Here is a 14,401-nt window from a genome sequence, read left to right on the forward strand (position 1 = left end):
GCGTTTTTACGAAGTAAATCCGTGTCATCTGCGTTCTTTTTTTGCCACTATTACACTAATTTCCCGAATTTTAAAATCTGCAAAAAGAATGATTCGTGCAAATTCGTGGCGATATTTTTTAATTTTTAATTTCTCTTCGTAATTAAAGATTCAATATTAAATACTGCTTCGGGAATTAATTTTCCTGTTTGAGGCAGATCGTCGTAATCATCTGTATCCGGTTCTGTGTCGGGATTTGGAGAATATCTTTGTTCGCCTGTTCGGAACATAATTCGCTCAAAACCATCTACCGGAGCATAAAAAATTCTCGTCGATTCTTTTTCGTCGTTTACTTTTATAGTGTACGAACGCGTTTTAACGTTCAATTTCACTGTTATTTTATATGTTTTATTTGCTTCGTATTTTGCAATTGCATTAGAACGTGCCCCATTTTTTACTTTCAATTGTCCATCAGAATCAAAAGTTAATCTTACGGCGGGTAATCCTTGTTTGTTTTGAAATTCGATCTGCAATAAACCATGATTGTTTTGTTCCGGTATAATCGTAAAAACAGCTTCCATTTTTTCTGCAAAAGGAATAACACGTTCTGCTCGTGAATAATCAAAATAATCCTGATCTCTTAAAGTCAGCCATTTTTTGCCGTCTGATTTCTTTTCAATTTTTGTAGAAGCCCAAGCCAGATCATAGGTATTCCAAAGTTTTAATTCTTGTCCGTCTGGAAGTTCATTAAAAATGTCATTTGCATTATCAGTAACCGTACTCACAACCGGAACAGGAATCGACGCTACCCAAATATCTTCTTTATTCATGCTGTAACCTACCCAGATTTTTCCGTCAGGCGGAGTTCCGTCGCCTTCTGAAATTCCCCGAACATATTGCGGACCTGCCGATTTGTAATTTCCACCGTAACGCATTGGACTTACTTCACCGTGAACTAACAATAAATCTTTGTAATTTAAACCGTCATCACTTGTAGAAATAGCCAATGGCCAACGGTATTCTGACGGATTATAAAGAGTGGCATAACGATTATCAAATGTTTTTTGTCCCCAAATCTTAGCATTACTATTCACAAAACCCGGTGCACGCAATGGCATGTATTCCCAGGATTTTCCGCCGTCTTTACTGATCGAAGTCAATGCGTGCTTCCATAAACCAACTACGTTTCCGTTTGGTAAATGGTAATAACTAAATGCTTTATACGGTTTTTGCAGCGGAATCAATTCGTCATCGCGATCTGCTTCTTCTACCCATTGTTGTAAAACTAAAGGATTTGTGAGGATTTCTTCGCAGGCTTTTTTCAAACCTTTATCTTTTGATGCGGTATAAAATGGAAATGCAGATTTCGTTTTATCCCACGTTTTGTTGTATCTGATAAAATAGATTTCGCCCCAGCTTCCGTCTTTTTTAATTTCCCGAATGACGCGTCCAATTCCTTTTCCGTCATTCGGGTCGTCTTTTTCATCCATCGCAATTCCGTAATACGCAAGGGCAAAAAGTCGGTTATCTTTTGAGGTATAAAAACCCATTCTCTGGTGCATAATCGCATCCAGATTTTTGGCTACTCCTTCTACACCTTCTTTTTTCCATCCGTCAGGAATATGATAAATAGGAAAGATTACGGCAGGTTTTGTCCATGTTACACCATCTTTTGAAGTCATTAATAAAGTCTGACTCGGCGGAATATGCTCGCCGGACGGATCACTCAAATAATGCAGGTAAAAGGTATTGTTCCAATACGCCATCATAGGCTGGTGGTTGTAAGTCCAGCCAAAACCGTCTGCTTTCTCCGGATGCTCGCGGCTCGCACGCATGATTTGTGTAGTGTGAACTCCAACAGCAGGGCTTAATTGACCATGATGGTAATCAATATTCGAAAGTGTTTTGCCTACATAACGCACTGTATCATTTTGTGCATTTACAACTGTACAATTCAATAGAATTGCGGCTGTAGTTATGATGTTGGTTTTTATGTTTTGGAAAGTAATCATTGTTTATATTTTTTGTTTCACGCAGATTTAGCAGATTTTAGCTGATCAAAGCAGATTTTTTTATCTGATTATGTTTAAATAAAATCTGGTAAATCTGCTAAAATCAATTTGAATCTGCGTGAAATTTTTCTAACTATTTCTTTGATCTGCTAAATCTGCATGAAAAAATTTACTCACGCAGATTTAGCAGATTTGGCTGATTTTTTTATTTAGTTCTTTCTATCAATCCTTTTAAAACTTCTTCAGAAATTGTTGTAATCGTTCCGTGTTTGTGTCCTTCCGGAAGACTTATTTTTGACGAAAAATCTTCAAAATGAACAAAATCTGACGTACTTAAAGCTTTATAATTTTTTGAACCGTAATTGTCATAATACAGCAGCCATTTTTTACCGACTTTTACCACCGTTGGTCCTTCTGATAAATACGCTGTTAATGGTTTTGAACTTTTCTCAAATGGTCCTAAAGGCGATTTTCCGAAAGCTACTTTTATATTTCGCATGGGTCTTGTATTGTCTTTCAAAACCAAAACATATTCATTTTTGCTCTTCTTGACAATCACACAATCAATTACGCTGAAACCTGGATCATAATACAATTTTGTATCAGAGAAAGTTTTGAAATCTTTTGTTGTTACATAATACATTCTGTGGTTATTCTTCTCTTCTTCAACACCTTTTTCAAATCTGAACGGAATAGTCGATGCCCAGATAATAATGTATTCTTTTTTAACATCATCATAAAAAATTTCCGGCGCCCAGACATTTACCACTTCCGGTTCGTTTTTCATTACCGGAATATATTCTTGTTTTGACCAATTAATCAGATCTTTAGAACTTGCGTAGCCAAAACCATTTCCACCTTTCCAGTCTGTTGTCCAAACCATGTGATACGTTCCATCTCCACCTTTTGTAATCGAGGGATCTCGCATAATTTTGCTTGCGCCGATTTCGGGTTTCAAAAACGAACCTTCCAAACCTTTCCAATTATAACCATCTTCGCTATACGCGAGATACAAACCTTCTGTAGCCGGTTCGCGAAACGACGTAAAAAGATAGAGTTCTTTCTTTTTCTGCGCATTAGTTATGGCAAAAAGAGAAAGGGTTATGATGATGAATATTTTTTTCATGTTATTTAATTAAACACTAATTTCACTAATTACCACGAATTGGATTGGTGTAAATACGTGAAATCTGTGTTGTATTTTTTTGTCAAACTTATTCTGTAATCGCCTTTTTGTCCAGGTCTTTTCCTTTTTTAACTACTGTTATTACATTATTAAATACATTATTTTTCAGGAAAACATTCTTTGTATCTTTTCCGTTTGCTTCGATAAAAACATCCGTTGCATTAAACGGGAAATTATTGTTAATCATCATATTAGAAACATTATCTAATTTGATTACCGGAACATTTTTTATTGGTGTTGAAGATCCAACATTATCTAAAATAATATTTTTTGAATCTGATATTTTGAAAGAAGAACCAATTGTTGCGTTTACTTTTACATCGTGAAATTCTACATCTGTCGCCGTGTTTACGGTGAAACCTTCTTTTCCATTCATATTAATGTTGGAAAAACTAATGTTCTGAATTGGCATTTCGGTAATTCCCAAAATCTGTCCTGCTTTATTCACATTCGAACCTGTAATATTGCTCATATGAATGTTCCTGAAAATTGGCGTTTTCTCTGTAACAGGTTCAACTTTGGTATCTTTATCGTAGAAAAGACTTAACACAATTGCTTCTTCTTTAATATTTTTCATTACGATATTATCGACGCGGATATCTTCTACAACTCCACCACGTCCTCGTGCTGCTTTGATACGGATGCCGCGATCTGTTCCGTCAAAAACACAGTTTGAAATCGTGATTTTCTTGATTCCGCCCGACATTTCACTTCCGATAACAACGCCGCCGTGACCGCTTAGCATCGTGCAATTTGTAATGGTGACATTTTCTGTTGCAACTCCATATTTACGGCCGTCTTCATCTCTTCCGGATTTAATTGTAATACAATCATCTCCAACGCTGATGTGGCAATTTGAAATATGAACATTTTTACAAGAGGAAGGATTGATCCCGTCTGTATTGGGCGAATGCGGATTAAAAATTGAAATTCCGGTTATCGTTACATTATCGCAGAATTCTGGATTGATCGTCCAAAAAGGTGAATTTTGAAACGTAACTCCTTCAATCAAAATGTTTTTACAGCCATAAGCCTGAAAGAAAGAAGGTCTGAAAAACTTTTTGTCAATTGTTCTTTTATAATAATCCGAATAAACAATTCCAACATTTTGTTCTTCCCACATTTTTTGATATTTCGTTTGCGGAATTGGGCCTTTTGCCGATTCAATTCTATACACTTCATTCCACCACGCCTTTCCTTGTCCGTCGATTACGCCTCTTCCTTTGATGGTAATATTTTCGGCATCTTTCGCATAAAATAAAGGTGAAAAAGATTTCATTACCAAGCCTTCATAACGCATTTCTACATAAGGCAAATAATCATCAAAATTGTCTGAAAACTTTAAAAGCGCACCCGAATCCAAATGAATCGTGATGTTGCTTTTTAGTTTTAAAGCGCCCGTTAGATATTCCCCGGAAGGGAAAAAAATTGTTCCGCCGCCATTTTTTGAAGCTTTTTCAATGGCATTCTGAATGGCTTCGGTACATTTTATTCCTTTGTTGTTTCCGCCTTCGTTTAGGATATTCAACCAGCCGTCATTTGCGAAAGCGGTGTTGAATCCTGTGATGAAGAATAGTAATATTATAATTAATTTGATTTTCATAATGTTTTTTTGGTTTCACGCAGATTTTGCAGATTGCGCGGATTTTTTTTTTTTTGCCACAGATAAAAAAGATTTTCAATGATTTTGATTCTCATTTTTTGTGGTTATTTATTTTATCGCCAATCATTGTCGAGTTGCTTTGCGGTACTTCGACTTCGCTCAGGATGACAAAATTGTGGGTAAATGCCACGAATTCACGAATTACTTCTTACTAATTATTTTTACTAATTCGATCTCAAAATCAAAACCCAGTCATTACCATCTTCTTTTTTTCCTGCTGGTTGAAAATTTTGAGTTCCTTTATTATCAAAAGTTCCTATTTTAGTTTTCTTCCCATTTCTTGGATTGTACCAAATCGCTTCGAATTTATCCCCGGAAATTTTTCCTAATTTAACTTCTATTATTCTTCCGTTATAAGTGTAAAGCAAAGCATGTTTTTCTCCTCTTATCGCCGGAATATAATCGTATTTTTCTCCTTGGTTCACTACTAATGAAACATCCGGAATTCCTTCTAAAAGCGGAAATTCTTCCATTAATTTCTTAAGGTAAACCATCTGTTTTGCTCCTGGTGCATTTATTGCTGATGTCCATAATTCTTTATTTCCGTAGGCTGGTTTATCGCCTTTTCTAAACATTTGCATTACGGCGCTGTGTCCGTATGTATATCCTGCAGCGCCTGACAAAACCGACCAATATCCGTAACGGCGAACGTCATTTGCTGTCCATTTTGGCTGTAAAGTGTCGTGCAAACCATGTGGAATCCCTTCGTAAGATGGTTCTCCGTCAAGCGTAGGTTTTACAGGTTGTAATTCGAAATCTCTCAGGACAAATTTGTAATTGTCTTCTTTGAAATTCGTTTTTACTGAATCCTGATCGTATCTTCTGTGTCCTGACTGGAACATGTTGAAATCTAACCAACTCGCATTATGATAATTTTCTGAAGAATCGGTTCTTCCAAACGGGTGAAAAGTCACTAACTGATTTGGATTGTTTGTTTTTAAAGTGTTCCCAATGGCGTTCCAGACATCCATAAATTGATTTCCGTGTGTATCGCCTCCGTTTAACCAAATTACATTGGTTTTGTTTTTGTATCTGTCAGCCAAAAATTTAGCGTATACAATTGCCTGTTCTTTGCTTACTTTATTTCCTTTTGAAACGTTTGTACCCCAAACCGGAACCATTGCTAAATAAATCCTGTTTTTGCGAGCCACTTCTAATGTGTAATCTACATGATCCCAATAATCATATTCGGCCGAATTATTGAAATTATTGCCTGAAGTAATGAATGGTTTTGATACATCTTCGTTTATCAAAGCTGCATCGCCATACACATTCACGGCGTTTAAATTGTGCAAAACCATCACCTGAACAACGTTAAATCCTTTGTCTTTTCTGTCTTTAAAATATTTGTCTACTCCTGCGCGGTCTAATTTTCCAAATGTCAGCCAGCCTGTATCACCAAGCCAGAAAAATGGTTTTTCGTCTTCGTTTACGAAATAATGCTGATTTTTTGAAACTTTGATTTGAGGCAAAGACCCTTTTGTTTTTTCTGCAGATTGAGAATATCCGCTTTGCGCTGTTAGCAAAAAGCTTATACAGAAGGCGTATAGATATTTAATTTTCAGATTCATTTTGGTTTAGTTTTGGGCCACGGATTTGACGGATTGAACTGGTTTACACTGGTTCTTTTTTGTTTCACGCAGATCTGGCAGATTGTGCAGATTTAATTTCTAATTTTTAATCTTTAATTTTTATCTGTGTTCATCCGTTTAATCTGTGTCATCCGTGGGCAATTATTTTTTAATTATAAAAAGTACTTTTTCTTTTATTTCAGATTGAGGAATTACTACTGTTTTTACTCCTTTGATATTTGTTTTTTTAGTAAAATTTCCTGTTACTGCGTTTATTGCGTATACTTCGAAAGTTCCTTTTTCATTTGATAAATCGATTGTAATATCCTTATCGTTTTTTAAATAGAAAAGGTAACTTTTTCCTTTATTTTCCAGTTTCCAAAGATTATCTGAAAACGTATTGCCGTCAACTAATTTCATTTCGCTTAAAGCGGAATAAAACTCAGGAAGTTCAATTTTCGGAATATTTGGTAATGAAGCTCCCGCCATTAAAGCTGGCCATCCAAATTTTGACGACGCATCTGTTGAATATAAAATGACTTTATCCGGATATTTTTCGCGGTATTCACGAACGGCGCGATACACCTGATTGTCCGTTTCTTTTCCGGTTTTTAGTTTTCTCGCGTGTTGTCTTGGTGCTAAATTTTTACCGCCTTCTGGTGCATATGCTGAACCATCTTCTTTATAATACCAATACCTAATATCTATTGCGTCTACAGTTTTTGCTCTTTTGGCATCATTTAAAATGGCATCCTGAACATCTTTTGTAGCGCTTAAACCGATTATTGCTTTTTTACCGGTTTCTTCTTTCCATTTTTGAACTTCATCCAGCCAGAATTCCATAAAGTGCAGCGGTCCAGTATATTCGGCACTTGTTAACTGAATTACGTTGCTGTTTTCTGCAAAATTTTCCAATGATTTTCTGATGAAACCTTGGTGTAATTTTCGTCTCGCAGGATTGTTAACATCATAAAACTGTTCTGCCATAAAGATACGTTTGTCTCCTGCATACGGCGGTGGTTCCGGAAAACCTGTGCTGTTTATATTGTTTGCAGAACGCCATGGTGAACTTGACCAATGTGCTCCGGCTTCGATAATATTGTGCTGAAAATATTGCTGGTTGACTAACAATTGTCCTTTCGATTCTGCTAAATCAGCAAAAAGTGATAAACGATCCCAGTACCAATCATTGAATTTTGTTAAATCGTATTTACTTAATTGATCCCAGGCAAAATCCTGTCCGCTTCTGGAGAATGGCTGTTCGTAAAACGGCGGCCAGACATCGGCATCAAAACGGCGAACGCGTTCGTGATCGTCCATTCTTCTTTCGTACCATAATCCGTAATTATGTTCTAACGCGATCATATTATTGGTCGTCAAATAGTCTGAAACTTCGCTGATATTATCTGTAAATCCTGTTCCTGTTCTGCCGGGAACGAATCTGGTAACATCCGGCACTGATTTCGAAATATCGCTGTCTCTAAGACTTCCTCGCCACCACGGCACGCTTAATCTGTTTCCGGCAATTACTTTATTATCATAAGTAAGCCAGCCGTTTTTTGTGATTACTTTATGGTCTGAACTATTATTTTGTGCCGAATTTATTTTTAAATCATTCGCATTTTTAAGACCTGAATTATTCGTGTCAGTTGAATTTGCTTTTGAAACTTCTGCAATCCATTCTAATAAACTTTCTTTTGGTGAAACTGAATTTTTAGTTAATTCCTCAGCCACTTCAACAGCGGGACTTGATGAAGGTTCTGAACCTAAATCATAAATAAATGGTTTTAAAGGAAGTTCTCCAAGACGAGTTTCTAACTGTGCATAAAATAAACTTCTTGGACTGATATGTCCGTTTACCTCTTTCCAATGTCCGTCTCCGGCCATTATTCCTCCCCAAGTTCCAAAAGCCCAATTTTGTGCCGTTGGCGGATTGTAACATTCTATTTTTGATGCTGAAGTTTCCCAAATAACGCTATTTGCGGCCGTCCAGCCTGCGCCTCTTCCGTTTTGTTCTCGGTTGTTATAACTCAAAGCGTGTCCGTCTACATAAGAAACATCAAATAAAACTCCTGTTGCCCAACTTCCAATGGCTCCGCTATTGTTGAAAGGCAAATACGATTCGCATTGAATAAACGCATTTGGACCTGTTGTTCCAAATCCGCCTACTGCAAAATCGTGGTAACCGTATTGGGAGTAACAACGCTGAAACAAAGTCTGTTGCCCTTCTGTATAAAAAGTGTGGCGTCTAAAACCGGCAATTTCAGAAACGGGTTCGGTTGCGATACAATCTTCAACTGTAATTTGCTGTGCCGATTTTAGTACCGAAACGGCACCGCCGGCAAAATGTTTAAAACTAACTTGTTTTACCCAGGCATTTTTTGTGTTTTCGATGCTGATTCCCAACCATCTGTGTTCTTCGTCTTTTGGTTTTGAAGTATGATAAGTTGATTTCATCAAAATATTTTCGATTCCGATTTGCTCAATTCTTCCTTGCCAGGAATATGCTGTTACTTTTGCAGTTCCGTAAACGTCATCCAAAGTCATAGTTAATGGTGCGTTTAATGTCACTGCATTCCCATTGATTTTGGTTACCACTCTGTTCCAGGTAATATTCCAATCATTTTTTTTCCAGCCAATCCATCCGGTTTCTGCACCAAAATCATCCATTTTTAACTCTTTAATCCAATTATCTGTTAAAGGTTTGGTAATGATAATTTCATCGGATGGCTTTAGTTTTGAGGCATTTTTTAGCTGAATTGTTTTTGTTCCGAGTGGTGTATAATTGATATTGAATTCTAAAGTTTCACCCAGTTTTTTATCATCAATTCCCAAAATTGTAATGACAGCTTCTCTTTTTAATCCGGTTCCTAACAGGATCGTTCCGTTTTCATTGTTTCCGCTTCCGCGTAAAACAACTCCTGATTTTTTGATGAATAAGGTTCCGCTGATTTTAAATGTTCCTTTGTCTAAAAGTACGGCTCCGCGAAAACCTGATTTATTTGGTTTTAGATTACTCACATAATCAATCGCAGCCTGAATTTTTTGAGTTGCATCTTCTTCTTGTTTCGGAACAAAAATTTTATTTTCTACATTCGGAATCGCTTTTTCCGATGCCATATATCCTGCGTATGAAAAATCAGGAATTTGGTTTCCTTTTGCGTCTGCTGTAAAAGAAAGTTTTCCTTCTTTGCTTTTTATGATGTCTGGGAAATTGGTTTGTGCTGTTCCGATGTTTGCTATTAAAAACAAGGCGGAACATAACAAAAAGAGATTGTTTTTTTGAAGAGGGATTATATTTTTCAGTTGGTTAAAATTCACCTTAATTTTATTTTTTTAGACTTTAAAATTACACCTTATCAGTTCTATGCTTTTCAGGCTTATCATTTCATTCCTAATTCCCACAATCTTGTCATTTCGACGAAGGAGAAATCCTCGTAAGTAACTCCGCAACGAAATTCCAATCTTTGTCGAGCATCTCGCGGAGATTTGCTTCGCCAGTCGCTATCGCTCGAGTCCCCTCCGTCGAAATGACAAACTTTGAACTTATTAATTTTAGATTTCAGAGTTTAGACTTTAGATTTTTTGAAGCTAGTTTCTCTTTTTGAGAATCTTTACTCTTTATTCTATTCTCTATATTCTTTATTCTATCTTCTAAATTTACTGCAATAATGCTTTCAACAACGTATCGGTATTATTTTCAAATTTTGTCCAATCTATTTTTCCTTTTGGATCGATTCCGTTAAAATATTTTTCAATATTTGTATAACCGTCACCGTTTGAATCCTTATTGGCGTCTGAAGCATCATTTGGATTTAAACCAAATTTCTTTTCCCAGGCATCCGGAATTCCATCATTATCAGCATCTTTATAGGCTTTTCCTTTATAATCCGGATATCCTCCAACCTGATTTGGATTGGTGATAATTCCTCTTTTATACGAATCAGCAGGTAATCTTCTTTTAATAAATTCCTTACCAATTGCATTTTCCAAACCATCTTTTACTTCAATTTTACCTGTGCGAACTTGTTTGATTACTCTTTCATCAACGGCATCTCTTTTTGGGAGCGTTGCTCCGGCATTATTCAAGACAAATTCATACGCTTCTTCTGCTTTCATAATTTTAATATCAGGCATCGAGAACGGTTTTGGCTGTTTGATCAGTTCCAAATATTCTTTTGTTTCTTCTGCCGACTGATCTTCTAATTGTACTCCGCCATTCCAGTTGTCTTTTGTTACTTCTGGAGAACCTACGATATAATTTCCGTCAACATAAGCTCTTCCATATGTTTTAGGTTTCATGTATCCAGATTCCGGTTTTAAAATTCTGTAACGAATTGGCTGATCTGTTGGCGTTATTGGTCCCGGTTTGAAATAATTATTGATGATGTTAAACATCGAACGATAATCACCTCCGTCCAAAGAACGATTCCACCAATTGAAAATCACATTATTCACAAAATTAAAATCACCATACATTCCGATAGAAGCATTTCTTGAAATATTATCTGCCCACAAGTTACGCATAAAAGTGCTGTTTAATCCGCCAATTGTGCTTCCGAAAGCGTGATTATAAGTATCTAAACCTTCAGACGAAATAGTGTTTTGAATGGTAATATTACAAGCTGGCAATTTTTCTAATTTCGATTTATCATTTGCCGCAAACTGATGTCTGTATAAGGAGATATTTTCGTCTAATCCCCAACTTACAGAACAGTGATCTACAATAATATTGCCAATTGGGTTTCCGCCAAGCGCATCGTCTCTGCGGGTAACATCTGTAGAACCTCTGCGAAAACGCATATGTCTGATAATTATGTCGTGTGTATCGATTTCTAAGGTTTCTCCTGCAATGCAAATTCCGTCACCGGGAGCAGTTTGTCCTGCAATAGTCACGTAAGGCGCACGCATGCTAATTCTGTTTTTTAACTGAATAATTCCGGAAACGTTGAATACAATTGTTCTTGCTCCAACGGCTTCACAAGCTTCTCTGAAAGTTCCTTTTCCGCTGTCTTCCAGACTAGTAACAACGAATATTTTTCCGCCTCTTCCTCCGGGTGTAAAAGCGCCACCGCCTTCGGCTCCCGGAAAAGCAGGAATATCGGCATGCACAAAATCTTTGGGATAAGAAGCCCACGGTAAATAAGGTCGGCCTAATTTGGCTTCAGCCTGAATAGTGTTATAATTGGCATTCCAGATTTCAGCTAATCTTTTTTCCTCATCAGCCAAAATTGCATCAGTTTTATCCTGAAGCGGTTTTGGAATTTGCGGATATTGTGCATATGCTGAAGTGAAGAAGGAACAAAATGAAATCATCATCATTGTTCTTTTTAGAATTCTATTTGGGGAAATATTTTGCATGAGAGTTGGTATGTAAAGTTTTATGGTATTCAGTTTCCGTTTTCAGTTTTCAGTCTCAGTAGACAATTAAAACTGAGACTGAAAACTGTTACTGCGACTGAAAACTCCCTGACTATTTATTTGCTTTTTCCTTTTCTCGTTCTTCAAGGCGTTTATGCCAATCGGCACTTTCTTTGTTTAAATCATAGCTTTCTTTAGACAAATAATTATTGATTCTTCCTTTGTATTTTCCAAACCAACCGTGTTTTTCTTTAGATGATCCTCCGTCCATTGCATGTTCTCTGGCTTCAACCAAAGCTTTATAGATATACTCTTTTTGTGCTTCAGTTAAATTGGGTAACATGTCGTTGTAACCTGCAACTGTAATTGGTAAAACACCATACGTCATTCCGTCTTTCACTTCGGTGATTTTGTCTTCTGATAATTCTTTGCCTAATTTTTTAAGGTAAGATTTGTGCAATTTGGCAATTGATTCGTCTGCTTTTGATTTTAGTTTATCAATCTTTTCGGTTTGTTTTTCTTTCGCTAAAGCGGAATTCTCTTTTATTTTTTTGATTTCGGCGTCTCTTCCATCCTGAATTTCGCTAAGATCTCTAAATTGCTGCGCAATAATTTCGGTTACTGCTTTTTCTTTTGCAGGGTTTGCCAACTCTAGTTTTACTACAATTTTTGAAGCTCTTTCGTTGGTTACTTTTATGTATTCGGGATCTAAATGTTGTTGTGCGATGCTGGTAAAGAAAACCAATACCATGATCAACAAGCTTATTTTTTTAATTGATTTCATTTTTAATAAATTATAAATTACCATCACTAAATCTGCTTGATCTGCTCAATCTGCGTGCTAAATTTTCTCACGCAGATTGGGCAAATTTAGGAGACTTTTTCTTTTTTAATCTTGTAGAGACTTTGTTAAAGTCTCGTTGTTATTTTTTAAATCTTTCCAGTCTACTTTTTTAGTTGGATCAATTCCGTTGATATAATCTTCTATGTTTGTATATCCGTCTCCATTTAAATCTCCTTTTGCATCAGATGGATCATTTGGATTCAAACCGTGTTTTTTCTCCCATTTGTCTGGCATACCATCCTTATCTGTATCAACATAAGGTTTTCCTTTGTATTCCGGATATCCGCCCACTTGAGAGATATCTGTAATGATTCCTTTTTTATAAGAATCCATCGGTAAACGTCTGTGTTCGAATTGGTAGAATTCTTTTTTCTCTAATCCTTTTGCATATTCAGGAACTCCTGTTTTTACGGTTCTTACAATTCTTTCGTCTACTTTATCCCTGATTGGTAAAGTTGCTCCAACATTTTTCAATACATATTCATATGCTTCATCAGCTTTCATGAAAGGATGAAACCAAGGCATTGGGAAAGGTCTGTCTGATTTCATTTTAGCAAAAAAATCTTTGGATTCGTCATACGTCATTAACTCGCCTTTTTTGTTTTCGATCTGAATTCCACCATCCCAGTTGTCTTTTGTTACTTTTTCGTTGTTGTTCACAATATTTCCGTTTACATACGCTCTTCCAAAAACCATATAAGATAATTTGCTTCTTCCTGATTCCGGTTTTAAAATTCTGTAACTAATGGGTTGCGTTAAATCTGTAACCGGTCCTGGTTTGTAAAAGTTATTGATGATGTTGTAGTTGGCTGTATAATCACCTCCATCTGTCGATCTGTTGTACCAGTTGAAAACCACATTGTTTGCAAAATTAAAAATTCCGTTCCATCCAATTGACGGATTTCTACCGGCATTATTTGCCCACATATTTCTAACAAAAGCGCAATTTTCTCCCCCTAGAGTACTTCCGAAAGCATGATTATAAGTGTCTAAGGCTTCACCAAATAAACTGTTTTGGATTGTGATATTTACAGTTGGTTTCTTTTCGTCCGGATAACCTGCGCCCGGGCTGTACATATGTCTGTAAATGGACATATTTTCGTCTAATCCCCAAGTTGCAGAAACGTGATCGATCATGATATTCCCAACAGGATTTCCTCCAATAGCATCATCTCGACGGCCTACGAAAGTTTCTCCTCTGCGGAAACGCATATGTCTGATAATTACATCATGAGTATCAATCCAAACGGATTCTCCGGCAATACAAATTCCGTCTCCGGGTGCAGTTTGACCTGCAATTGTAATATAAGGCGCTCGTATAATTAGCGGACTTTTGATTTTGATAATTCCGGCAACGTTGAATACAATGATTCTGGCTCCGCCTTTTTCGCAGGCTTCACGTAAAGTTCCAGGTCCGCGATCTTCAAGACTTGTAACGGTGTAAACATTACCACCACGACCTCCGTAAGTAAACATTCCTCCTCCTTCTGCTCCAGGAAAAGCAGGAATTTCTGCTTGTGGTAAATCATTTGGTCTTGATGCCCATGGGATATAAGGTTTGCCGTGTTTGGCTTCTTCTTCGATAATTACAAGTGCTTTTTCCCAGGCTTCGTCAGAAAGTTTTGAAGCTTCGTCTTTTATTGCCTTTTCCTGTTCCTGAACTTCTTTACTTAGTTTTGGATATTGGGCAAAACACTCGAAATTTCCCACGATAAAGAGAAATAGAATAAATAATACGGAATTTTTCATGTTAATTTTTAATTTTGGTAATTCTTTTTAAACAAA

General features: G+C 36.6%; 8 protein-coding genes. All 8 read right to left on the minus strand.

Annotated elements, in window-relative coordinates:
• Positions 1-125: 125 nt before the first annotated feature.
• The 8 genes from ACHRVX_RS18855 to ACHRVX_RS18890 all read right to left on the minus strand — a co-directional run bounded on the left by ACHRVX_RS18855 (position 126) and on the right by ACHRVX_RS18890 (position 14,365).
• Complete coding sequence (locus tag ACHRVX_RS18855) at positions 126-1,991, minus strand: six-hairpin glycosidase (RefSeq protein WP_395335013.1); 1,866 nt, start codon at positions 1,989-1,991, stop codon at positions 126-128.
• Between the two features lie 205 nt (positions 1,992-2,196).
• Positions 2,197-3,117, minus strand: coding sequence for a glycoside hydrolase family 43 protein (locus tag ACHRVX_RS18860; RefSeq protein WP_395335016.1), 921 nt, complete (start codon positions 3,115-3,117; stop codon positions 2,197-2,199).
• A gap of 88 nt (positions 3,118-3,205) precedes the next feature.
• Positions 3,206-4,780, minus strand: coding sequence for a glycoside hydrolase family 28 protein (locus tag ACHRVX_RS18865; RefSeq protein WP_395335019.1), 1,575 nt, complete (start codon positions 4,778-4,780; stop codon positions 3,206-3,208).
• A 224-nt stretch (positions 4,781-5,004) separates the two neighbouring features.
• Complete coding sequence (locus ACHRVX_RS18870; RefSeq protein ID WP_395335021.1) at positions 5,005-6,411, minus strand: glycoside hydrolase family 140 protein; 1,407 nt, start codon at positions 6,409-6,411, stop codon at positions 5,005-5,007.
• 162 nt (positions 6,412-6,573) lie between these two features.
• Positions 6,574-9,678 carry a DUF6298 domain-containing protein gene (locus ACHRVX_RS18875; RefSeq protein WP_395335023.1) on the minus strand — a complete coding sequence of 1,035 codons (3,105 nt, stop codon included), beginning with the start codon at positions 9,676-9,678 and terminating at the stop codon, positions 6,574-6,576.
• Between the two features lie 393 nt (positions 9,679-10,071).
• Entirely contained in the window at positions 10,072-11,772 is a 1,701-nt protein-coding gene (locus ACHRVX_RS18880; protein ID WP_395335025.1) for a polysaccharide lyase, read from the minus strand.
• Positions 11,773-11,884: 112 nt separating this feature from the next.
• Positions 11,885-12,556: a DUF3826 domain-containing protein gene (locus ACHRVX_RS18885; protein WP_395335027.1), complete on the minus strand. Its 672-nt coding sequence runs from the start codon at positions 12,554-12,556 to the stop codon at positions 11,885-11,887.
• 105 nt (positions 12,557-12,661) lie between these two features.
• The gene (locus tag ACHRVX_RS18890) at positions 12,662-14,365 is read right to left on the minus strand and encodes a polysaccharide lyase (RefSeq protein ID WP_395335029.1); all 1,704 of its coding nucleotides are present in this window, start codon (positions 14,363-14,365) and stop codon (positions 12,662-12,664) included.
• Positions 14,366-14,401 lie beyond the last annotated feature (36 nt).

Source organism: Flavobacterium sp. FlaQc-47 (assembly GCF_044006475.1).
Classification (GTDB): domain Bacteria; phylum Bacteroidota; class Bacteroidia; order Flavobacteriales; family Flavobacteriaceae; genus Flavobacterium.

Excerpts from the sequence above, each read along its gene's own strand:
- ACHRVX_RS18880 (WP_395335025.1), bottom strand. The coding sequence starts at position 11,772 with ATGCAAAATATTTCCCCAAATAGAATTCTAAAAAGAACAATGATGATG.
- ACHRVX_RS18855 (WP_395335013.1), bottom strand. The coding sequence starts at position 1,991 with ATGATTACTTTCCAAAACATAAAAACCAACATCATAACTACAGCCGCA.
- ACHRVX_RS18870 (WP_395335021.1), bottom strand. The coding sequence starts at position 6,411 with ATGAATCTGAAAATTAAATATCTATACGCCTTCTGTATAAGCTTTTTG.
- ACHRVX_RS18865 (WP_395335019.1), bottom strand. The coding sequence starts at position 4,780 with ATGAAAATCAAATTAATTATAATATTACTATTCTTCATCACAGGATTC.
- ACHRVX_RS18885 (WP_395335027.1), bottom strand. The coding sequence starts at position 12,556 with ATGAAATCAATTAAAAAAATAAGCTTGTTGATCATGGTATTGGTTTTC.
- ACHRVX_RS18890 (WP_395335029.1), bottom strand. The coding sequence starts at position 14,365 with ATGAAAAATTCCGTATTATTTATTCTATTTCTCTTTATCGTGGGAAAT.
- ACHRVX_RS18860 (WP_395335016.1), bottom strand. The coding sequence starts at position 3,117 with ATGAAAAAAATATTCATCATCATAACCCTTTCTCTTTTTGCCATAACT.